This window comes from Subtercola boreus (assembly GCF_006716115.1).
Taxonomy (GTDB): domain Bacteria; phylum Actinomycetota; class Actinomycetes; order Actinomycetales; family Microbacteriaceae; genus Subtercola; species Subtercola boreus.
The window spans coordinates 3,722,421-3,739,115 of the sequence record NZ_VFOO01000001.1 but is presented as its reverse complement, the minus strand read 5'-3'; the positions used below and the strand labels follow the sequence as shown (position 1 = coordinate 3,739,115).

Annotated in this window: 19 protein-coding genes; 7 read left to right on the top strand and 12 right to left on the bottom strand. The window is 69.2% G+C overall.

The window, feature by feature from the left end:
* Positions 1 to 29: 29 nt before the first annotated feature.
* A complete protein-coding gene (locus tag FB464_RS17450) occupies positions 30 to 653 on the bottom strand; it encodes a hypothetical protein (RefSeq protein ID WP_116415899.1) in 624 nt (207 codons plus the stop codon).
* Between the two features lie 126 nt (positions 654 to 779).
* Between FB464_RS17450 and FB464_RS17445 the strand changes: the two genes are divergently transcribed.
* Complete coding sequence (locus tag FB464_RS17445; protein ID WP_116415900.1) at positions 780 to 1,268, top strand: GNAT family N-acetyltransferase; 489 nt, start codon at positions 780 to 782, stop codon at positions 1,266 to 1,268.
* A gap of 105 nt (positions 1,269 to 1,373) precedes the next feature.
* Here the strand turns inward: FB464_RS17445 and FB464_RS17440 are convergent, their stop codons facing one another.
* Both FB464_RS17440 and FB464_RS17435 read right to left on the bottom strand, forming a co-directional pair.
* Positions 1,374 to 3,923, bottom strand: a complete 2,550-nt coding sequence (locus tag FB464_RS17440; RefSeq protein WP_116415901.1) for a LamG-like jellyroll fold domain-containing protein — start codon at positions 3,921 to 3,923, stop codon at positions 1,374 to 1,376.
* A 57-nt stretch (positions 3,924 to 3,980) separates the two neighbouring features.
* The gene (locus FB464_RS17435) at positions 3,981 to 4,787 is read right to left on the bottom strand and encodes a putative protein N(5)-glutamine methyltransferase (RefSeq protein WP_246093125.1); all 807 of its coding nucleotides are present in this window, start codon (positions 4,785 to 4,787) and stop codon (positions 3,981 to 3,983) included.
* Between the two features lie 285 nt (positions 4,788 to 5,072).
* On the opposite strand from FB464_RS17435, the gene FB464_RS17430 reads away from it, so the two are divergent.
* From FB464_RS17430 to FB464_RS17420, 4 genes are all read left to right on the top strand, one after another.
* A complete protein-coding gene (locus FB464_RS17430) occupies positions 5,073 to 5,810 on the top strand; it encodes a GAF and ANTAR domain-containing protein (protein WP_116415903.1) in 738 nt (245 codons plus the stop codon).
* Positions 5,810 to 6,523: a GAF and ANTAR domain-containing protein gene (locus tag FB464_RS17425; protein ID WP_116415904.1), complete on the top strand. Its 714-nt coding sequence runs from the start codon at positions 5,810 to 5,812 to the stop codon at positions 6,521 to 6,523. The genes FB464_RS17430 and FB464_RS17425 overlap by 1 nt, the downstream gene beginning before the upstream one ends.
* A 129-nt stretch (positions 6,524 to 6,652) precedes the next feature.
* Positions 6,653 to 6,811 carry a hypothetical protein gene (locus tag FB464_RS19920; protein ID WP_170151985.1) on the top strand — a complete coding sequence of 53 codons (159 nt, stop codon included), beginning with the start codon at positions 6,653 to 6,655 and terminating at the stop codon, positions 6,809 to 6,811.
* 45 nt (positions 6,812 to 6,856) lie between these two features.
* Positions 6,857 to 7,453, top strand: a complete 597-nt coding sequence (locus FB464_RS17420) for a histidine phosphatase family protein (protein ID WP_116415905.1) — start codon at positions 6,857 to 6,859, stop codon at positions 7,451 to 7,453.
* A gap of 32 nt (positions 7,454 to 7,485) precedes the next feature.
* Here FB464_RS17420 and FB464_RS17415 read toward each other — a convergent pair whose 3' ends face one another.
* Together FB464_RS17415 and FB464_RS17410 are read right to left on the bottom strand one after the other, a co-directional pair.
* On the bottom strand, positions 7,486 to 8,259 hold the full coding sequence (locus tag FB464_RS17415) for an anti-sigma factor family protein (protein ID WP_116415906.1): 774 nt from the start codon (positions 8,257 to 8,259) through the stop codon (positions 7,486 to 7,488).
* Positions 8,256 to 8,759: a sigma-70 family RNA polymerase sigma factor gene (locus FB464_RS17410; RefSeq protein ID WP_116415907.1), complete on the bottom strand. Its 504-nt coding sequence runs from the start codon at positions 8,757 to 8,759 to the stop codon at positions 8,256 to 8,258. Before FB464_RS17410 ends, FB464_RS17415 begins: the two co-directional genes overlap by 4 nt.
* Positions 8,760 to 8,910: 151 nt before the next feature.
* On the opposite strand from FB464_RS17410, the gene FB464_RS17405 reads away from it, so the two are divergent.
* Both FB464_RS17405 and FB464_RS17400 read left to right on the top strand, forming a co-directional pair.
* Positions 8,911 to 9,411, top strand: coding sequence for a QcrA and Rieske domain-containing protein (locus FB464_RS17405; RefSeq protein ID WP_116415908.1), 501 nt, complete (start codon positions 8,911 to 8,913; stop codon positions 9,409 to 9,411).
* A gap of 58 nt (positions 9,412 to 9,469) precedes the next feature.
* Positions 9,470 to 10,228, top strand: a complete 759-nt coding sequence (locus FB464_RS17400) for a DUF2231 domain-containing protein (protein ID WP_116415909.1) — start codon at positions 9,470 to 9,472, stop codon at positions 10,226 to 10,228.
* A 75-nt stretch (positions 10,229 to 10,303) separates the two neighbouring features.
* Here the strand turns inward: FB464_RS17400 and FB464_RS17395 are convergent, their stop codons facing one another.
* The 7 genes from FB464_RS17395 to galT form a co-directional block, all read right to left on the bottom strand.
* Positions 10,304 to 10,771, bottom strand: coding sequence for a hypothetical protein (locus tag FB464_RS17395; protein WP_116415910.1), 468 nt, complete (start codon positions 10,769 to 10,771; stop codon positions 10,304 to 10,306).
* 210 nt (positions 10,772 to 10,981) lie between these two features.
* On the bottom strand, positions 10,982 to 11,452 hold the full coding sequence (locus tag FB464_RS17390; RefSeq protein WP_116415911.1) for a hypothetical protein: 471 nt from the start codon (positions 11,450 to 11,452) through the stop codon (positions 10,982 to 10,984).
* Between the two features lie 122 nt (positions 11,453 to 11,574).
* Positions 11,575 to 12,030 carry a hypothetical protein gene (locus FB464_RS17385; protein WP_116415912.1) on the bottom strand — a complete coding sequence of 152 codons (456 nt, stop codon included), beginning with the start codon at positions 12,028 to 12,030 and terminating at the stop codon, positions 11,575 to 11,577.
* Between the two features lie 132 nt (positions 12,031 to 12,162).
* Complete coding sequence (gene galE, locus FB464_RS17380; protein WP_116415913.1) at positions 12,163 to 13,152, bottom strand: UDP-glucose 4-epimerase GalE; 990 nt, start codon at positions 13,150 to 13,152, stop codon at positions 12,163 to 12,165.
* Positions 13,149 to 14,129: an aldose 1-epimerase family protein gene (locus tag FB464_RS17375; RefSeq protein WP_116415914.1), complete on the bottom strand. Its 981-nt coding sequence runs from the start codon at positions 14,127 to 14,129 to the stop codon at positions 13,149 to 13,151. Before FB464_RS17375 ends, galE begins: the two co-directional genes overlap by 4 nt.
* A complete protein-coding gene (gene galK, locus FB464_RS17370) occupies positions 14,122 to 15,471 on the bottom strand; it encodes a galactokinase (RefSeq protein ID WP_116415915.1) in 1,350 nt (449 codons plus the stop codon). The genes FB464_RS17375 and galK overlap by 8 nt, the downstream gene beginning before the upstream one ends.
* On the bottom strand, positions 15,464 to 16,615 hold the full coding sequence (gene galT / locus FB464_RS17365) for a galactose-1-phosphate uridylyltransferase (RefSeq protein WP_116415916.1): 1,152 nt from the start codon (positions 16,613 to 16,615) through the stop codon (positions 15,464 to 15,466). Before galT ends, galK begins: the two co-directional genes overlap by 8 nt.
* Positions 16,616 to 16,695 lie beyond the last annotated feature (80 nt).

The window sequence follows — 16,695 nt, the reverse complement described above, 5'->3', positions numbered from 1 at the left end:
GGTTCGCGAAAAACTTGAGTCGACTCGACTCAACGCAGCTTCGGGGCCGCCCGGCCCGGAGTGTTGCGCCCGAGCGCCTGCAGGTCGATGTGGCGGAGGGCCATCATTCGCCCCGCCCGCTTCTGCGCGTAGTCGGCTTCAGTCGCAGAACCCGCCACCCGGTCGAGCCGCCCCTCGACGTTCGCGCGCACCTCGCTCCACGCACTCTCCCTGGCCGTCTCGACGACCTCGTCGACGACGCTCGGAACGCCGCGCAGCCGGGTGAGTTCAGAGGCCAGCGCCGAATACGTCACCCGCCGCTGGGTCAGCAGCCGCAGCTCCTCACCCGCCTCCTCGGTCTGCGTGCCCGACTTGCGCTTCTTCGCGACTAGCGTCGCGGACTCTGCGCGCATGCGCCTCGCGTAGCTGACCTGCTCCAGCGCCAGGTCGATGAGCTCAGAACGCACGAACACCCGCGCGCTCTCGCTGTCGAACGCCCGATCCTCCCGTATCGACCCCACGATGATGAAGTTCTTCGTGGCCATCGTGAGCGCGAGGCGGGTGATGAGCACACCCTCGTCCACTGCGCGGGCGACAACGGCAGAGTCGATCGGCAGAAGGGGGAGCCGGTTGCGGCGGAACAGCGCGCCGAGCCTCGACCTCCTGCCTGCCACGCCACACCTCCTCGCGTGCGGGGCCGACGCGACCTCGCCCCTCAAATGTACGGCGTCCCGCCGCCCGGCGGGTGGCCGCATCCCGCTCGGCCGGCCTCCGCCCTAGAGTTGCAGGCGGGAGGCACCATGCAGATTCGAGACGCGACTCCGGATGATCTACCAGCCATCCTCGCGATCCACAACGACGCCATCGAGAACTCCGTCGCGATCTGGACCGACGAACCCGTCGACCTGGCGGAGCGCGCGGGGTGGCTGGAGTCGCACCGGCGGCAGGGTTTCGCGGTGCTGGTGGCCGTGGAGGGCGACGAGCTGCTGGGCTATGCCAGCCTCAGCGCGTGGCACACGAAGAGCGGTTTCCGTCACACTGTCGAGGACTCCATCTATCTCCACCCAGACGCGACCGGCCGGGGCCTCGGCCGTGAACTGCTCGGCGCACTGATCGAGCGCGCCCGCGCCGGCGACTACCACGTGGTCGTCGCAGACATCGAAGCCGGGAACGCGGCATCCATCCGCCTGCACGCCTCCTTCGGCTTCGAGCACTGCGGCACCGTGCGCGAGGTCGGCATCAAGTTCGGCCGCTGGCTCGACCTCACCACCATGCGCCTCCCCCTCTGACCCCCCCTCCACAAACCATCGAGTGGGCAGTTTGGGCCCTAAAACCGGAGGTTTGAGGCCCAAACTGCCCACTCGATGAGGTGGGGGGTGGGGTGGGGGGTGCGGTTACTTGCCGGGGCCGGCCGCCGTCAGGGCCGCCACCTCTGGGGCCGAGAGGGCGCGGTCGAAGATCTTCGCGCCGTCGACCGAACCGTTGAGGTAGTCGACCGGGTTGCCGCCGAACTTGCCGCGGCCGATCTCGAAGTTGCCCGTTCCCTTGTCTCCGCCGCCGAGGATGCCCACGCTGCCCGAGAGCGTCCCGTCGACGTAGATCGCCAGCGACGAGTGCGTCACATCCCGCACGCCCACCAGGTGGTACCACTTACCCGGCACCGGTGCGCCGACCGTGTTCGCCAGCGCACGCACGCTCGCGAAACTGAACGCCCAGCGTTTGTCGGCACCCGAGTACTGCAGGAAGAAGGCGCTGTTCGCGTCCCCATCCTCACTCGCCACCGTCTGGAACGCATCGCCCGCCGCGTTGAGCTTCACCCAGGCCGAGACACTGTAGTTCGTGTTCTCGGTCGGGATCAGCGTCTTCGCGCTCTCGGCGAACTGGTTCACGCCGTTCAGCACGAGCGCGTTGCCGTCGAGTCCGGGGCCGAAGGCGGCACCGTTCCGGAGCGTCAGCGGATTCGTGCCGAGCGGTGCAGCACCCACCGAGTCGGCGGCGGTCACGCCCGACGTCTCGTTGAACCGGTAGTTGTCCACCCCGGCCGTCCCGGGTGTTCCGGGGGGCGCGGGCGGCGTCGGCTTGGTACCAGCCGCGATCACCTGCAGGTTCACGGCGCGAACGCGCGCCTCGTCCACCTTCTCGACCTTGCGGTCGTAGGTGAAGAAGCCGTTCTGCTCACCTTCGACATCCGTGATCTGCGTGTAGACCGCACCCGACAGGCCGTAGGGCGCACCCTGGTCGCGAAGCACGGCCGTGTTGGCCACGTACTTGTCGTTCAGCTCAGCGGCATCCTTGACCGACCCGTAGGGGTTGATGGTCGCCGTCGGCCAGGTGTGACCCTCGACGCTCAGCGTCAGGCCGCCGTGCTCACCGTCGATGGATGCCCGTTTCGCGTCCGGCGCGGGAAGCGCCGGGCCCTGGTACTGGTGCCAGTCGATGATGTCGCCCGTTCCCGGGTCACCGGGGGTGTCGCAGCAGTTGGAGCCCGACCGGTCGTTCACGAGCCGGGACGGATCCTGCGCCTTCACCTGGGCGCCGACATCCGACGCCGCCTGCACACTCCACTGGCCCCAGCCCTCGTTGAACGGGATCCAGCCGATGATCGACGTGACGTTCTTCAGCTGGTCGACCATAGTCGCGGTCTCGGCGCGGAAGTTGGCCTTGTCGGCGGTGCTGAGCGAGCCGTTCCGGCCCGTCGGCAGTGCCGGCGAGTCCTGCCAGACCATCAGCCCGAGCCTGTCGGCCCAGTAGTACCAGCGGGCGGGCTCGATCTTGATGTGCTTGCGGATCGTGTTGAACCCGAGATCCTTCGTCTTCTGGATGTCGAACTTCAGCGCAGCATCCGTCGGCGCCGTGTAGATGCCGTCGGGCCAGTAGCCCTGGTCGAGGGTCGAGAGCAGGAAGGTCGGCTTGCCGTTCAGCGTGATGCGCTGCTTGCCGTCGACGTTCGCGACCGCGATCGACCGCAGGCCCGCATAGCTCTCGAACTCGTCGTTCGAACCCTGCCCGTCGAGCTTCACCTTGAAGGTGTAGAGGAACGGGTCGTCGGGGCTCCAGAGGTGCGCCTTCGGCACGGTGATCTTCAGCGGGCCACCGGCGTCGGCCCGGCCGCTCGCGACCTTCTTCTTGCCGTCGTAGACATCGACGGTGAGCTTCGCGCGGGACGGGTCGCCGTTCAGAGTCGTGGAGATCGCGAACGAACTCGACGCGACATCCGGTGTCGCCGTGAAGCTGGCCACACTCGTCGCCGCCACCGGCTCGAGCCAGACCGACTGCCAGATTCCGGATGCTGCGGTGTAGAAGATCCCGTCGGGGTCGTTGCGCTGCTTGCCGACCGGGATGTTCGCGTCGTCGACCGGCGAATGCACGGCCACCACGATCTCCTGCTGCCCCTTGTCGCGGAGCGCGCCCGTGATGTCGACACTGAAGGCGTCGTAACCGCCGGTGTGCCGGGCGACCTGCGTACCGTTCACGTAGACGGTCGCGTCGTAGTTCACCGCACCGAAGTTCAGCCGCACGCGCTGGTCGTGGTTCGTGTAGTCCTTCGGAACGTCGAGAGTCTTGCGGTAGAACATGAACTCGTCATGCTTCTGGATGCCCGACAGCGCCGACTCGGTGGGGTACGGCACCAGGATCTGGCCGGCGAGGTCTTTTCCGAAGGCCGGCGGGGTGAAGCCGTCGGTTCCGGCGTACTGCCAGAGACCGTTGAGGCTCAGCCATTTCGGCTTGTCGACGCTCGGCCGGGCGAGCTGCGGGCGAGGATAGTCGGGCAGGGCGTTCGTGGGCGACACATCGGCCGTCCACGGTGTACTGAGCGGGGCCACCTTCGGCGTCCACGCTGCGGCGGGTGCCGCCTGGGCCGTGGCGGGCATCGCCACCAGACCGACGAGGCAAGCCGCAGCCAGCCCGAGGCCGAGCACCCTGCCCAGATTCTTTCTTCTCATCCGAGACCAACTTCCTTGTTGATTCATGTGCGACCGGGAAGCTGCCTGAGGAGTCTCTCAGAAAGCGGTGGTCACTGAGAAGTGTTGCAAAATACTGTCCGAAAGTCTACCGACCACCACGGTGATCTCGAATTCCTCCGAACTCTCCGCGTGAGCGTCGAGCCCGGCAGCCGTGAAGATGCGGATGGCCTCCGGCACCTGCGCCGCATTCACCTCCACCAGCAACCGCCCTCCCGGCGCGAGCCAGTGGGCGGCGTCCGCGGCGACGCGCCGTTGCACGTCGAGCCCGTCACCGCCCCCGTCGAGCGCGAGCCGCGCCTCGTGCAGGCGTGCCTCGGGCGGCATCAGCGCCAGCGCCTCGGTGGGAACGTAGGGCGTGTTCGCGGCGATGACATCGAAGCGCCCCGCCAGCTCCGGGGGGATCGGCTCGAACAGGTCCCCCTCGAACACCCGGTCGGGGCGGGCGAGGTTCCGGCGCGCGCTTCGCACGGCTGCGGGATCGAGATCGGCCGCGAACACCAGCGCGCCCGGGAGGCGCGTCTGCACGACGAGCGCGATGGCGCCGGATCCGCAGCAGAGGTCGAGCACGGTGGGTGCCGTGCCGCGAACCGCACCCACCGCCTCCGCCGCCGATACCGCGAGCGCGGCCAGAAAACCGGTTCGCCGGCGCGGAACGAAGACCCGGTCATCCACCCGCACCCGGAGCCCCGCGAACTCGGCCCAGCCGAGGATGTGCTCGAGCGGATCGCCCTCCACCCGGCGGCTCACCATCGCCTCGAGATCGTCGGCATCCCGCGCCTCAGCCAGGAGGAGGGCGGCCTCGTCTTCGGCGAAGACGCACCCCGCGGCCCTCAGCCGCGCCACGAGCGCGGGAAGCTGGTCGCTCAGTGGCGGTAGGGCGACTTGAACATCGCGATCCCGGCCGCGATACCGACGATGCCGGTTCCCACGGTGATGAAGGCGAGCAGCCCGATCAAGAGTTCTGGCATGGGGTCTCCCTCTGGCTGTGCTTCTGGTGTGGACGGGGGTCCGAGACGGCTGCCGCCTGACGCCAGACGACCTCGGATGCCTCGTAGGACTCCAGACTAGCTGCGGAGTACGCTGGGGGGAAAGCGGGCGCCCGGCACCGCGTCAGGCCGATGGGGAGCGATGGTCGAGCGTACAGTCTTCGAAGACGCCCTGCGGGAGATCTCGACGGCACATGAGGGGCGGGATGAGCACGGCGGGCTGAAGAGCCTGTGCCGGCCATTCCTCCGCGTGCTCCCGGTCACCGGTGCCGCCATCTCGACGATCGGCAGCGGCCTGGGGGTAGCCACGATCTGCGCCAGCGACGAGGCCGTCGCACGCATCGACGAACTGCAGATCGATCTCGGCGAGGGGCCGTGCTGGGACGCCCTCGCGACCGGTCGGCCGGTCATCCACGCGGATGTCGCCACCGAACCCCGACCCAGCTGGCCGGCCTTCATGGAGGCCCTCCGCGAGTTCGACATCGGAGCGCTTTTCGCCTTCCCGCTCTCGCTCGGGGAACTGGAGGTCGGTTCGGTCGATCTGTACTCGAGCACACCCCGCGGCCTGTCCGAGACCGAGGTCGCCGATGTCTCCGCCCTCGCTCGCCTGGCGGCCTGGCAGGTGCTCCGCCGGGTGTTGGCCGACGACTCGCCGAAGGCCTTCGAGGTCGATGGCGACCCGAGCCCCGGGTTCTCCCGCAAGCAGGTGCACCAGGCGACGGGGATGATCATCGCCCAGCTCGACGTGCCGGCGCCGGATGCCCTGCTCCTGCTGCGGGCGCACGCCTTCGCGTCGGGGCGCACCGTCCGCGACGTCGCGCATGATGTCGTCTCCCGTCGGCTCGACTTCTCTCCCGGAGCATTCGGAGCCGAGAGCTGATGACGGATGCGTCGCGGGAAGGTCTCCTCGCCTCGACCTTCGTGTCGCTGGCCGACTCTCTCGTGGTCGGGTACGACGTCGTCGACCTGCTGCAGAACCTCGTCGACACCTGCGCCACCGTTCTGGATGCCGCCGCGGCCGGCCTGCTGCTCGCCGACGAGGACGACGTGCTCGAAGTCGTCGCCGCGACGAGTGAGCGCAGCAGGCTGCTCGAGATCCTGCAGCTGCGTGCCGGCCTCGGCCCATGCGTCACCTGCTACGAGACAGGAAAGGTCGTCTCCATCCCGGACATCCGCGAGATGCGCACGGAGTGGAACGTTTTCCGCGAAGGCGCGCTCGAGCAGGGCTTCCTGTCGGTGCACGCCGTTCCGCTCCGGTTGCGGGGCTTCACCATGGGGGCCCTCAACCTGTTCCGTGAGAGCACCGGCCCGCTGAACCATGAAGACGCGGCAGCCGCCCAGGCCCTGGCCGACATGGCCACGATCGGCATCGTGCACGAGCGTACGCTCCGCCAGAGCGAGGTGGCCCGCGAGCAGCTGCAGCGCGCCCTCGACAGCAGGGTGGTGATCGAGCAGGCGAAAGGCGTGATCGCCCAGTCGCGCTCGATCGACATGAATGAGGCGTTCACCCGCCTGCGCACGCACGCCCGAACCCGGGGCCTCCCGCTCAGCCAGGTGGCGGCGCAGGTCGTCAACCGGGACATCATCCTCTGACTCCCGTCAAGGCCTTCGGCTCCACTGGCCCTGCTGGCGGCCCGGTGTTAGCGTTCTAGCGAAAGCGCGCCCCAGACCCCGGCCGCCAGGATCCGACCGGATCCGAAGAGCCTGCCGTCTGGGGGCACTGTGTCCGCCACACCCGATCCACCCGCCGACCTCCCCGAGAGCTCCGACGATCTGCAGCAGGCGACGATCCGCGCGCGGCCCCTGGCCCAGGCGTTCCCGTTCACCGACGACCCGGAGTACGGCCGGGTCGTGGACGATCTCGAGTGGGGCCTCTTCTGAGCCCACGCCCTCCACCGTCCGCGCCAGAAGTGGGACAATGGGTGGGTGAATGCCACCACTCTTGCGCTCGTCCGTCACGGGGAAACCGACTGGAACGCGGAGCGGCGCATCCAGGGTCGATCGGATGTTCCCCTGAACGACACCGGCCGGGCACAGGTCCGGGCCACGGCCGCGCTGCTCCGCGACCAGGAGTGGGATTTCGTGGTGTGCTCACCGCTGTCCCGCGCCCGGGAGAGCGCGGAGATCATCGCTCACGAGCTCGGCCTCGAAGTCACCGGCCAGATCCCCGAGCTTGTCGAGCGCCACTACGGCCGGGCCGAGGGCATGCAGGACGGCGACGAACTCCGTGCCCTCCGCATCCCGGGCGGATTCCTCGAGGCCGAGACCGAGGAGGAGGTCGCCGCACGGGCCTCCATCGCACTCCGCGGGGTCGTCGCCCGGAACCCGGGGGCACGCATCATCGTCGTGGCGCACGGCACGCTCATCCGGCTCACCCTCTCTGTGCTGAGCGGCGGGCCCATCGAATCGATCTCGAACGCCGGGCACTGCGTCATCAGCCACCTGCTGGACGACGACGCCGCCGCCCGGTGGTCGCTCTCCGTGGTGAACGGTGTGGCCTGGCCGGTGCCGGAACCCGCCTGAGGCGTCAGCCCGCGTTCCTCCGCCCGCGTTCTTCAGCCCGCGTTCTTCAGCACCGACCGCAGCAGCACCGTGCCCGTCTCACCCGAGACGATCGAGACGGCCGCGATGTCCGACCGCCGGATGCTCGTGGTGGCGGTCGGCGTCGCGGTCGTACCCGGGCCCGACATCCACGACGCGACCTGCGTGGCCTGCCCGGTGCGGTCCGTGACCAGCATCGCGTAGTTCCGTTCGACGCCGTCACCGGCCTGGCCCTCGTAGGTGCAGGTCCAGTCGATGCGGGTGCCCCACGGCTCCTCGCCCAGCACAGCGACAGCGCTCAGCGGACTCTGCACTTCAGCCGTGAACGTCAGCCGGTCATCCGCCGACTGCCCGGACGGAGCCGTCGACCCGGGGAGCGACTGCACCGAGGAGGGCGACTGCGTCTGGAACGAGACCACGAGGGCCACCGCGACCGCTGCCGCCACCGCCAGGGCGCCCACAGCCTGGAACAGGCGTCGGCGCCGACGCGCGCGACCGGCCCGGGCGATCAGAGCGGGCAGGAGCGTGGGCGACGGGGTCGCCCTCACCGGTTCGTCGAGAAGGCCGAGCGCCTCCGCGGGCGACACCGTGGCGAGGAGGCCCGGCATGCCGGCGAGGTCGGCGAGCGCCGCGCGACATCCGGCGCAGCCAGCCAGGTGCTGCTCGTACTCGTGACGCTCCGCCGGCGTGAGGGAGCCGAGCACGTACGCGGCATCCCAGTCGCGGAAGCGATCGCTGGGCTCATCGACCCGACCCCCACCGGCCCAGCCTTCGTCGTTCGCACTCATCTCGTCACCCCCTTCTCCTGCAGGGAGAGCCTGACCGCACGGAGCGCATAGTGCAACCGCGACTTCACCGTGCCCTCCGGGATGCCGAGGAGGGCACCGATCTCGGCGACCGTCTTCTGGCCGTAGAACGAATGCACGAGAACCTCCCGGTGCGGCGTGGAGAGCCCACTGATCGCCTCGGAGACCAGCCACGCCTCGAGCACCTGGTCGGTGTGGTCGGCGGATGCCCGTTCCGGAACGGTGTCGGTGCCGATCTCGTTGCGCGACCGCGCGCTCCGCCAGTCGTCGATCACGAGGTTGCGCGCCACGGTGAACAGCCAGGACTGCGGGGAGACGCCGGCGTTCTGCAGCACCCGGGGGTTCCGCCAGGCACGGAACAGGGTCTCCTGCACCACGTCCTCCGCGAGCTGGCGGTCGTTCGTCAGGCGCACCACGAAACGCAGCAGTGCGGGGGCGTGCTGGTCGTGGAGTTCGCGGAGCAGAGTGGCCTGGTCGTCCATGGCCGCACCTCCCGTTTCCCTCTGGCACTGTTGTATACGAGATGACCTTCAGAAAAGTTCACCCGATGGTGAACCGATCGCCGGGCGTTCTCGTAGGTACGGGTAGCAGTATCTCAAGTCACCCTCGTCTCGCAGTACGAACAGGAGCATCATGACCGAGAACAAGACCGTCACCCGCCGCGTCATCCTCACCGCCGGAACCACGGGAGTGGTCGGTGCCGGCACCCTTCTGCTGGCCGCCTGCAGCACGGGCGGGGCGGACTCCGGCGCGTCGACGTCGGGCGGCAGCGCTGCCACGGGGTCGACGACCGGTTCTGCGACGGCACCGAGCGGTGCGGCATCCGGTTCCGCTGCAGGGGGCGGGGCGGAGATCGCAAAGCTCGCCGACGTGCCGGTCGGCCAGGCCACGACGGTCACGTTCGACGGCCAGGAGATCCTCGTCGCGCAGCCCACCGCCGGCACCGTGGTCGCGTTCAGCTCGGTCTGCCCGCACCAGGGCTGCGCCGTGGCATTCGCGAAGACGGACTTCGCGTGCCCCTGCCACGGGTCGACCTTCGAACTGGCGACCGGTGACGTGACGAGGGGGCCCGCCCAGAAGGGCCTCACCCCCGTCTCTCTGACGGTCTCGGGCGACACCATCGTCGCGGGCTGACACGCCACCGCGCCACACTCCCGGCTCCCCACCCCACGCCGACAGAAAGCTGCCGCCCATGTTCAACGGACTCCCCCTCCACATCCTGCTGGTGCACGTCGTCGTCATCGTGCTGCCCGCCGCGGCCCTCCTGACCGTGCTCGGTGCCGTCTGGCCGGCGTTCCGGCGGAAACTCGGCGTCATCACCCCGGTCGTCGCCCTCATCGGGCTCATCAGCGTGCCCCTCGCGACGAACGCCGGCGAGTGGCTCGAGGAACGGCTGAACTCGACCCCCCTGATCCAGGCGCACGTCGCGCTCGGCGATACGCTCCTGCCGTGGGCGGTCGGCCAGTTCGTCGTGGCGACTGCGATCTGGGTCTGGTACCGCTGGTTCGCCGCCGTGCGCACGGTGCCCGGGGCGCCGCAGCGTCACGTGGCCGCTCCGGGGGACGCCGTGCGCTCGGCAGCCACCGCACACGCCACGGCGGCTGCAACTCCGGGGCGAGCCGCCGCCGGTGGCTCGGTCCCTGCCGGGTTCCAAAACCCGGGCATCGCAGGGACTGACGGCCCACTCGCGGCCGACGGCTCGGTGCTGCTGCACGGCGACGACCCGTTCGCCCCGGCAGCCGGCACCCAGCCGGCCACCCCGGGCATCCGTCCCACTGCCCCGCCCCGCTCGCGGGCCGGCCGTACCGCTTCGCTCGCGGTCTCGATCGCGGCCATCGTCGTCGCCCTCGTGGTGTCGACCGGCACCGTCGTCAAGGTCGTGCAGATCGGCGAGTCCGGCTCGAACGCCGTCTGGCAGGGCTCCTTCAGCCCCGACCCCGTCGAGGGCTGACGCCCTCCCGCCCCGCCCCCGCCCGCCCGCTCCCGCGGGCCGCTCGATAGCGCCACGCCCCGCCTGCGCCTATTGCTAGGGAATTCTCCAGAAGGAACGCGAACCCGTCTCGGAGTTCAGTTCGGTGGCAAAGGCGGGGGTCTCAACTGCCGTGAGTTGCATGATCCACTTGCCCGAACGGCCCGAGAAACCGTGCCCCGACGACCACAGCGGAACGTTGTCCGCGCGATAGACGACCACATTGCCGTCGCTCTGGAAGCTCACTTTGGCGGCGTGGCGACCGTAGGTGCCTGACTGCCAGCGCGGCTTGCCATCCCAGTTGTAGAGCACGAGATTGCCGTCGGTCTGGAAGACGAGCTTCGAATCCCCGGATTCGAGAGTGAAGTCACCGGGGGTGAACTCGGAGTAGCCCGAGGTGGCTGACCAGGAGTACTGGCCATTCGTGAATGTGGCCGCATCCGCAGCCTGGGGCAGCACGGCGGGAGCGAGAAGTACGAGGGACACAAGAGGCGCTGCAAGGAGCGCGCGGCGTTTTGTTTTCATTCGCCCACTATAGTGAGCAAATCTCACTCACACAATTTGCAGTCGGCCAGACGCCGCGCCGCGCCGCGCCGCCGCGCCGCTCGCGCCCATACCAGGGCCCGACCTCGCGGCAAGGGACCCAAATCGTCCCAACCGCTGAGATTGCGGACGATTTGGGTCCCTTGGGCTGCGGCCAAAGAGGGGTCGGGCGGGGCGCGGGCGCGCGGACGGCTAGGGGATGCGCCAGAAGTCCCGCGACCCGGTGAGACGGTTGCGCTCGGTGATGGTGGGCGCCGAGGGGGTGCCGAGCAGCACCAGGTCCCAGGTGCCCGACGGCACGGATCGGTTCACTCCCGACGCCCACAGCGGCGTGTTGTCCGCGCGGTAGATCACGACGTTGCCGTCACTCTGCAGGCTGATCTTCGCAGCCCCGCGACCGTAGGTGCGAGACTGCCAGGTCGCCCGCCCCGCGTCGGTGTAGAGCACAAGGTTGCCGTCGGTCTGGAAGACCAGCTTGGAGTTGTCGGTGCGGGACTCGATCCAGAACCCGCCGACAGGGAACTCGACGAACCCGCTGTCGGAGCTCCACTTGTATTCGACGAGGGTTCCGTCAGCGTGGGCCGCCTGCGGCACGAGAACGCTGGCGACGAGCGCGGTGGTGATGAGCGGCGCTGCAAGGAGCGCGCGGAGTTTTGTTTTCATTCGTCCACTATAGTGAGCAAATCTCACTCAAGCAATCTACGGCCAGTCAGACCCCGAGCCCGCCGCCGCTCCGTTCAGGCTCGGCCCACCCCCCGCGCAGCCGCGCCTCGGCAGGATGCCGACTAGGGGATACGCCAATGCGTTGTGGATCCGCTGCTCTCGTTGGTCTCAGTCATTCTCGGCGACGCGCCAGTTCCAGACAGGCGAAGCGACCAGTAGCCACTGAAATGCTTGCTCACCCCGGCCGACCAGAGTGGAGTGTTGTCCGCTCGATAGACCACGATGTTTCCGTCAAGCTGAAGGCTGAGCTTGCTCGCGCCGCGGCCATATGTCCGCGACTGCCACACAGGCCGGCCGGCACTGCTGTAGAGAACAACGTTTCCGTCGGTCTGGAAGGCAAACTTTGCGCCGTTGGAACCCACCCTTTCGTACCCGGGAAGGTACTCGACATAGTCACCGTTTCCCCATCCGACGAGAACATCCGACGCCTCGGCGTTCGCTGCCTGAGGAAGGAGGCCGCCCCCAACGATGCTCGCCGTCACAAGGAATAATGCTGCTAATTTTTGATATTTGTTCATGATCCTATCATTAGCGATATTTACTCATTAAACAAGACTCGATCGAGTGAATATCTTGAGAGGACTTTAAGCGTCACTGAAACCCGCCCGCTTTCTCACTCTGTAGACCGCGCGGCACGCGAACGCCTTTGGTTACGAGGGTGAGTGCGAGGCAGCGAGCGCCGCCGCCCAGCCCGAGGAGATCATGTCCGCGAGGGTGTGGGCGGGCATCCAGTCGACGTCGCGCGCCGCGCGCTCGCCCGATGCCACGATGCGGGCGGGGTCGCCGGGGCGGGCCGGCAGCACGTCCGGAGTGAACGGGATGCCCGTGACCGACGCCATCGACGTCATGATCTCTCGCACCGAGACGCCCGAGCCGCTGCCGAGGTTGTAGGCGGCGTCGAGCGGGATGCCCGCGTCGAGCTTGCGGGCGGCCGCGACGTGCGCCGCCGCGACATCCGCCACGTGCACATAGTCGCGCACGCAGGTTCCGTCGGGCGTGGGGTAGTCGTCGCCGAAGATCTTCGGCGTCTTCCCCTCCTGCAGGGCACGGAACACGAGCGGGAAGAGGTTGTGCGGGCTCGTGTCGCTCACCTCGGGCGTGGCCGACCCGACCACGTTGAAGTAGCGGAGCGCCGTGTGCCGGAGCCCCGTCGCCACGGCCTGGTCGGCGATCAGCCACTCACCGATGAGCTTGGTCTCGCCGTAGGGCGACTCGGGCGAGGTGCCGGTCTCCTCGGTGACGAACTCGGCGGGCGTGTTGCCATACACCGCGGCACTCGACGAGAACACGATCGAGGGCACACCGGTCTCGTGCATGGCCTCGAGCAGGTTCACCGTGGCGGTGATGTTCTGTGTGTAGGTGTGCAGGGGCCTCTGCACGGAGACACCCGCGTACTTGTAGCCCGCGAGGTGCACGACACCGGTCAACGGATGCTCGGACGAGGCCCAGCGCGCGAACACGTCGTCGACGAAGGCCTTGTCGACGAGGGAACCCTGTTCGAGCGTCACGCCGTCGGGCACGAAGCCGGCCCGTCCGCTGGAGAGGTCGTCGATGACGACGACCTCGATGCCGGCGGCGAGGAAGGCGCGGGCGACGTGCGATCCGATGTAGCCGGCGCCGCCGGTCACGAGCCAGGTCATGCGGTCTCCTCGGAAGGGGTTCTGCCGGCAGCGCCGGAGGCGGGCACGTAGGTGATGCCCCACGAGGCCGTCCAGCTGGCGCCGGGCTCGATCAGGTGTAGGTCGACACCGCTGTTGAAGGCGTCCGGCGGTGCCGTGGTCGGCTCGACCGTGATCGCCCAGCCGAGTCCGGAGCCGACCGGGAAGATCTGCGTCGTGAAGACCTGGGCGTGGCTGTAGTTCCCGTCGCCCCAGACCTCGATGCGGCGGGCATCCGGAGCTTCGATCGTGTGCACGTAGCGCCCGTCCGCCCCCGCCTCGAGGTCGAAGTAGGCGGTGTCGAGGTCGAGACCTCCGACGACGGCGCCCGCAGAGAGGTCGAAGGCCGTGCCCGCGACCGGCGCAGCGCCCGTGGGGTTCAGGCGGTCATCCACCAGCACCCGGGTCGCCGCGCGCACCGTCACTGTGAGCTCGGGGATCGGCACGTCACCGATGCGGAAGTACGGGTGCGCCCCGAGCGCGGCCGGCGCGGGGCGGTCACCCGTGTTGGCGAGCGCGTGCGTCACCGTCAGGGCGTTCTCGGCCAGCGCGAACGTCGTGTCGACGGTCAGCGCGAACGGGTAGCCGTCGGTCGGCCGGATGTTCGCCCGGAGGGTGATCGACGACTCCGTGCGACGCACCACCGTGTGGTGCTGCTCGAACAGGAAGCCGTGCAGCGCGTTGCCGCGCCCCGGCTCCGTGAGGGGCAGCTGCCGCGGCGTGCCTTCGTCGTTCCAGAGCCCGTCGCGCACCCGGTTCGGCCAGGGGGCGAGCATCCAGCCCGCGCAGAACAGCGGCACGGCCTCCTTCTCGAAGCCCTGGATGACCGGCACCCCGCCGAACTCGAGCACCCGCAGCATCGCCCCGACCGACGTGACGACGGCGTGTGCGCTCGGCACCCCGTGCTCGGGCCAGACCAGGTCGAACTGCTCGCCGGTGGGGTAGTCGTTCTCAGTCATCGAGGTGGCCTTTCAGGGTGGCCCCGGCCGAGGGCTGGACCACGAACAGGTCCGGCCGCGCGAAGCCGCGGGCCCGGAACGCTTCAACAATAGCGGCCTCGAGGGCAGGCCTCGAGTCGCGGCGGATGAGCGCGAGAGCCGACCCGCCGAAGCCTCCGCCGGTCATCCGGGCACCCACTGCACCACTCGCCTGGGAGACCTCGACGGCGAGGTCGAGCTCGGGGACGGAGATCTCGAAGTCGTCGCGCATCGAGCTGTGTGAGGCGTCGAGCAGGGCGCCGATCGCGAGCGGACCCTCCGTTTCGAGCAGGCGAACGGTCTCTTCGACACGCTCGTTCTCGGTGATGACGTGCCGTGCACGGCGGAAGGTCTCGTCGTCGAGCACCTGCTGCATGCGCGGCAGGTCGGCGACCGTCAGGTCACGGAGCGATCGGGCGCCCATCGCGCTTGCGGCGGCCTCGCAGGATGCCCGGCGGCTCGCGTAGCCTCCGGTGGCGTGGTCGTGGCTGACCCGGGTGTCGATCACGAGGATCTCGAGGTCTTCGGCGTGGAGCCCGAGGGGGACGCTCTCGGTGTTCATGCTGCGGCAGTCGAGGAAGACCGCCGCGTCGGCGCGGCCGAGCATGCTGGCGGACTGGTCCATGATGCCGGTCGGAGCGCCGACGGCCTGGTTCTCGGCGATCTGGCCGATGCGGGCGAGCTCGACGGGGTCGAGGCCCAGCTGCCAGAACTCGTTGAGGGCGACGGCGGTCGCGCACTCGATCGCCGCGGACGACGAGAGGCCAGCGCCGATGGGCACGTCGGAGTGGATGTGCAGCGCAAAACCGGGGAGCACGGGGCCGCTGGGGGTTCCGGATATCGCGGCTCCGGATGTCGCGGCTGCGCGCTCGGCGAGCGCCCACGCCACGCCGAGGGGGTAGGCCGACCAGTCGGCGAGGGCGTCCGGGGTGAGGTCGGCGAGGGGCAGCTCGACGATCTGCTCGGAGAAGGTCGACGAGACGCGGGCGGTGGGCCGGGCATCCGGGGCCGTCACGTCCGATGCGCCGGCCGGAGCCGACGGGCCGAGTGCGACGACGGCACGCCGGTCGATCGCGAACGGGAGCACGAAGCCCTCGTTGTAGTCGGTGTGCTCGCCGATCAGGTTCACGCGGCCCGGTGCCGACCAGAAACCGGCCGGCCGGCTGCCGTGGCGCGCCTCGAACTCGGCGGCGAGGGCGGCGAAGAGGGCGGCGTCGGGGTGCGCGGCGTCGAGGTTCGCGTCGTCGGGGTTCGCGGCGTCGGAATTCGCGGCGCCGGGGTTCGCGTCGCCGGAGTTCGCGGCGTCGGGGTGCAGCTCAGTCATGGGTCTCGAAGCTCTCTCGCAGGTTGCGGGCCGTGGTCTCGGGCGGAACGTCGCCGATGAAGGCGCCCATCGCCGACTCCGAGCCGGCCAGGAACTTCAGCCGGTCGACGGCGCGGCGCGGGGACGTGATCTGCATCATCAGGCGGATGTCGTCGCGGTGCGAGTTCACGGGCGCCTGGTGCCAGCCCGCGATGTACGGCGTCGGCGTGGGGTAGAGCCCGTCGATCGCCCGCAGCACGCGCGGGTACAGCACGGCGAGCTCGTCACGCTCGGCGGAGGTCGTCGCGGCGAGGTCGGGCAGCTGGCGGTGCGGCAGGATGTGCACCTCGACGGGCCAGCGGGCGGCGAACGGAACAAAGGCGCTCCAGTGTTCGCCCTGCACGATCATCCGTTCGCCCGACTGCTCGCTCGCGAGGATGTCGGCGAACAGTGTCGGGCCGTAGCTCTCGATCGAGGCGACGAGGCGCTGGGTGCGCGGGCTGACGAAGGGGTAGGAGTAGATCTGGCCGTGCGGGTGGTGGAGCGTCACGCCGACCTGCTCGCCCCGGTTCTCGAACGGGAACACCTGCTCGATGCCCGGCAGTGCGCTCAGCACGGCGGTGCGGTCAGCCCACGCCTCGATCACCGTGCGGGCCCGCGAGGTCGACAGCGAGCCGAACGAGCCCTCGCGCTCAGGGCTGAAGCAGACGACCTCGCAGCGGCCGATGGATGCCCGGGACCGGCCGAGCCCGATCCCGGAATCCTCGGGCACCGGCGTCTCACCCGCCTCCAGCAGGCTGGGGCCGAACGAGGGCGAGCGGTTCTCGAACACGGCGACGTCGTAGAGGCTTGGCACCTCGGACGGGTTGTCGGGAGCCTGCGGGGCGAGCGGATCGAGGTTCGCGGGCGGCAGGAAGACGCGGTTGTTGCGGGCGGCGGCGATGGAGATCCACTCGCCGGTGAGCACGTCCTGGCGCATTGTCGCAACGGGCGGTCGCGGGTCGAGGTCGCGCTCGTCGGGCAGGCGTTCGGGCGCCAGCGTGGTGTCGGCGTCGTCGTAGTAGATCAGCTCACGACCGTCGGCCAGCACGTGCGGGCGTTTGCGGATCGGGCGCCCTTCGACGAGGGAGAGGTCTTCGACAGGTCCTGTCGTGGAGGGGGGCATGTCGCCTCTTTCGAATACGCAAGCTTGCTCGGCCGTTTCGCCGTCATCAGGCTAGTGTATCGCCCTATGAATTGTCTTTG

Bases quoted from the DNA above. Each gene is read 5' to 3' on its own strand.
- FB464_RS17445 (WP_116415900.1), top strand. From the start codon at position 780: ATGCAGATTCGAGACGCGACTCCGGATGATCTACCAGCCATCCTCGCG.
- FB464_RS17440 (WP_116415901.1), bottom strand. From the start codon at position 3,923: ATGAGAAGAAAGAATCTGGGCAGGGTGCTCGGCCTCGGGCTGGCTGCG.
- FB464_RS17430 (WP_116415903.1), top strand. From the start codon at position 5,073: ATGGTCGAGCGTACAGTCTTCGAAGACGCCCTGCGGGAGATCTCGACG.
- FB464_RS17425 (WP_116415904.1), top strand. From the start codon at position 5,810: ATGACGGATGCGTCGCGGGAAGGTCTCCTCGCCTCGACCTTCGTGTCG.
- FB464_RS17415 (WP_116415906.1), bottom strand. From the start codon at position 8,259: ATGAGTGCGAACGACGAAGGCTGGGCCGGTGGGGGTCGGGTCGATGAG.
- FB464_RS17410 (WP_116415907.1), bottom strand. From the start codon at position 8,759: ATGGACGACCAGGCCACTCTGCTCCGCGAACTCCACGACCAGCACGCC.
- FB464_RS17405 (WP_116415908.1), top strand. From the start codon at position 8,911: ATGACCGAGAACAAGACCGTCACCCGCCGCGTCATCCTCACCGCCGGA.
- FB464_RS17400 (WP_116415909.1), top strand. From the start codon at position 9,470: ATGTTCAACGGACTCCCCCTCCACATCCTGCTGGTGCACGTCGTCGTC.
- FB464_RS17395 (WP_116415910.1), bottom strand. From the start codon at position 10,771: ATGAAAACAAAACGCCGCGCGCTCCTTGCAGCGCCTCTTGTGTCCCTC.
- FB464_RS17390 (WP_116415911.1), bottom strand. From the start codon at position 11,452: ATGAAAACAAAACTCCGCGCGCTCCTTGCAGCGCCGCTCATCACCACC.
- FB464_RS17385 (WP_116415912.1), bottom strand. From the start codon at position 12,030: ATGAACAAATATCAAAAATTAGCAGCATTATTCCTTGTGACGGCGAGC.
- galE (WP_116415913.1), bottom strand. From the start codon at position 13,152: ATGACCTGGCTCGTGACCGGCGGCGCCGGCTACATCGGATCGCACGTC.
- FB464_RS17375 (WP_116415914.1), bottom strand. From the start codon at position 14,129: ATGACTGAGAACGACTACCCCACCGGCGAGCAGTTCGACCTGGTCTGG.
- galK (WP_116415915.1), bottom strand. From the start codon at position 15,471: ATGACTGAGCTGCACCCCGACGCCGCGAACTCCGGCGACGCGAACCCC.
- galT (WP_116415916.1), bottom strand. From the start codon at position 16,615: ATGCCCCCCTCCACGACAGGACCTGTCGAAGACCTCTCCCTCGTCGAA.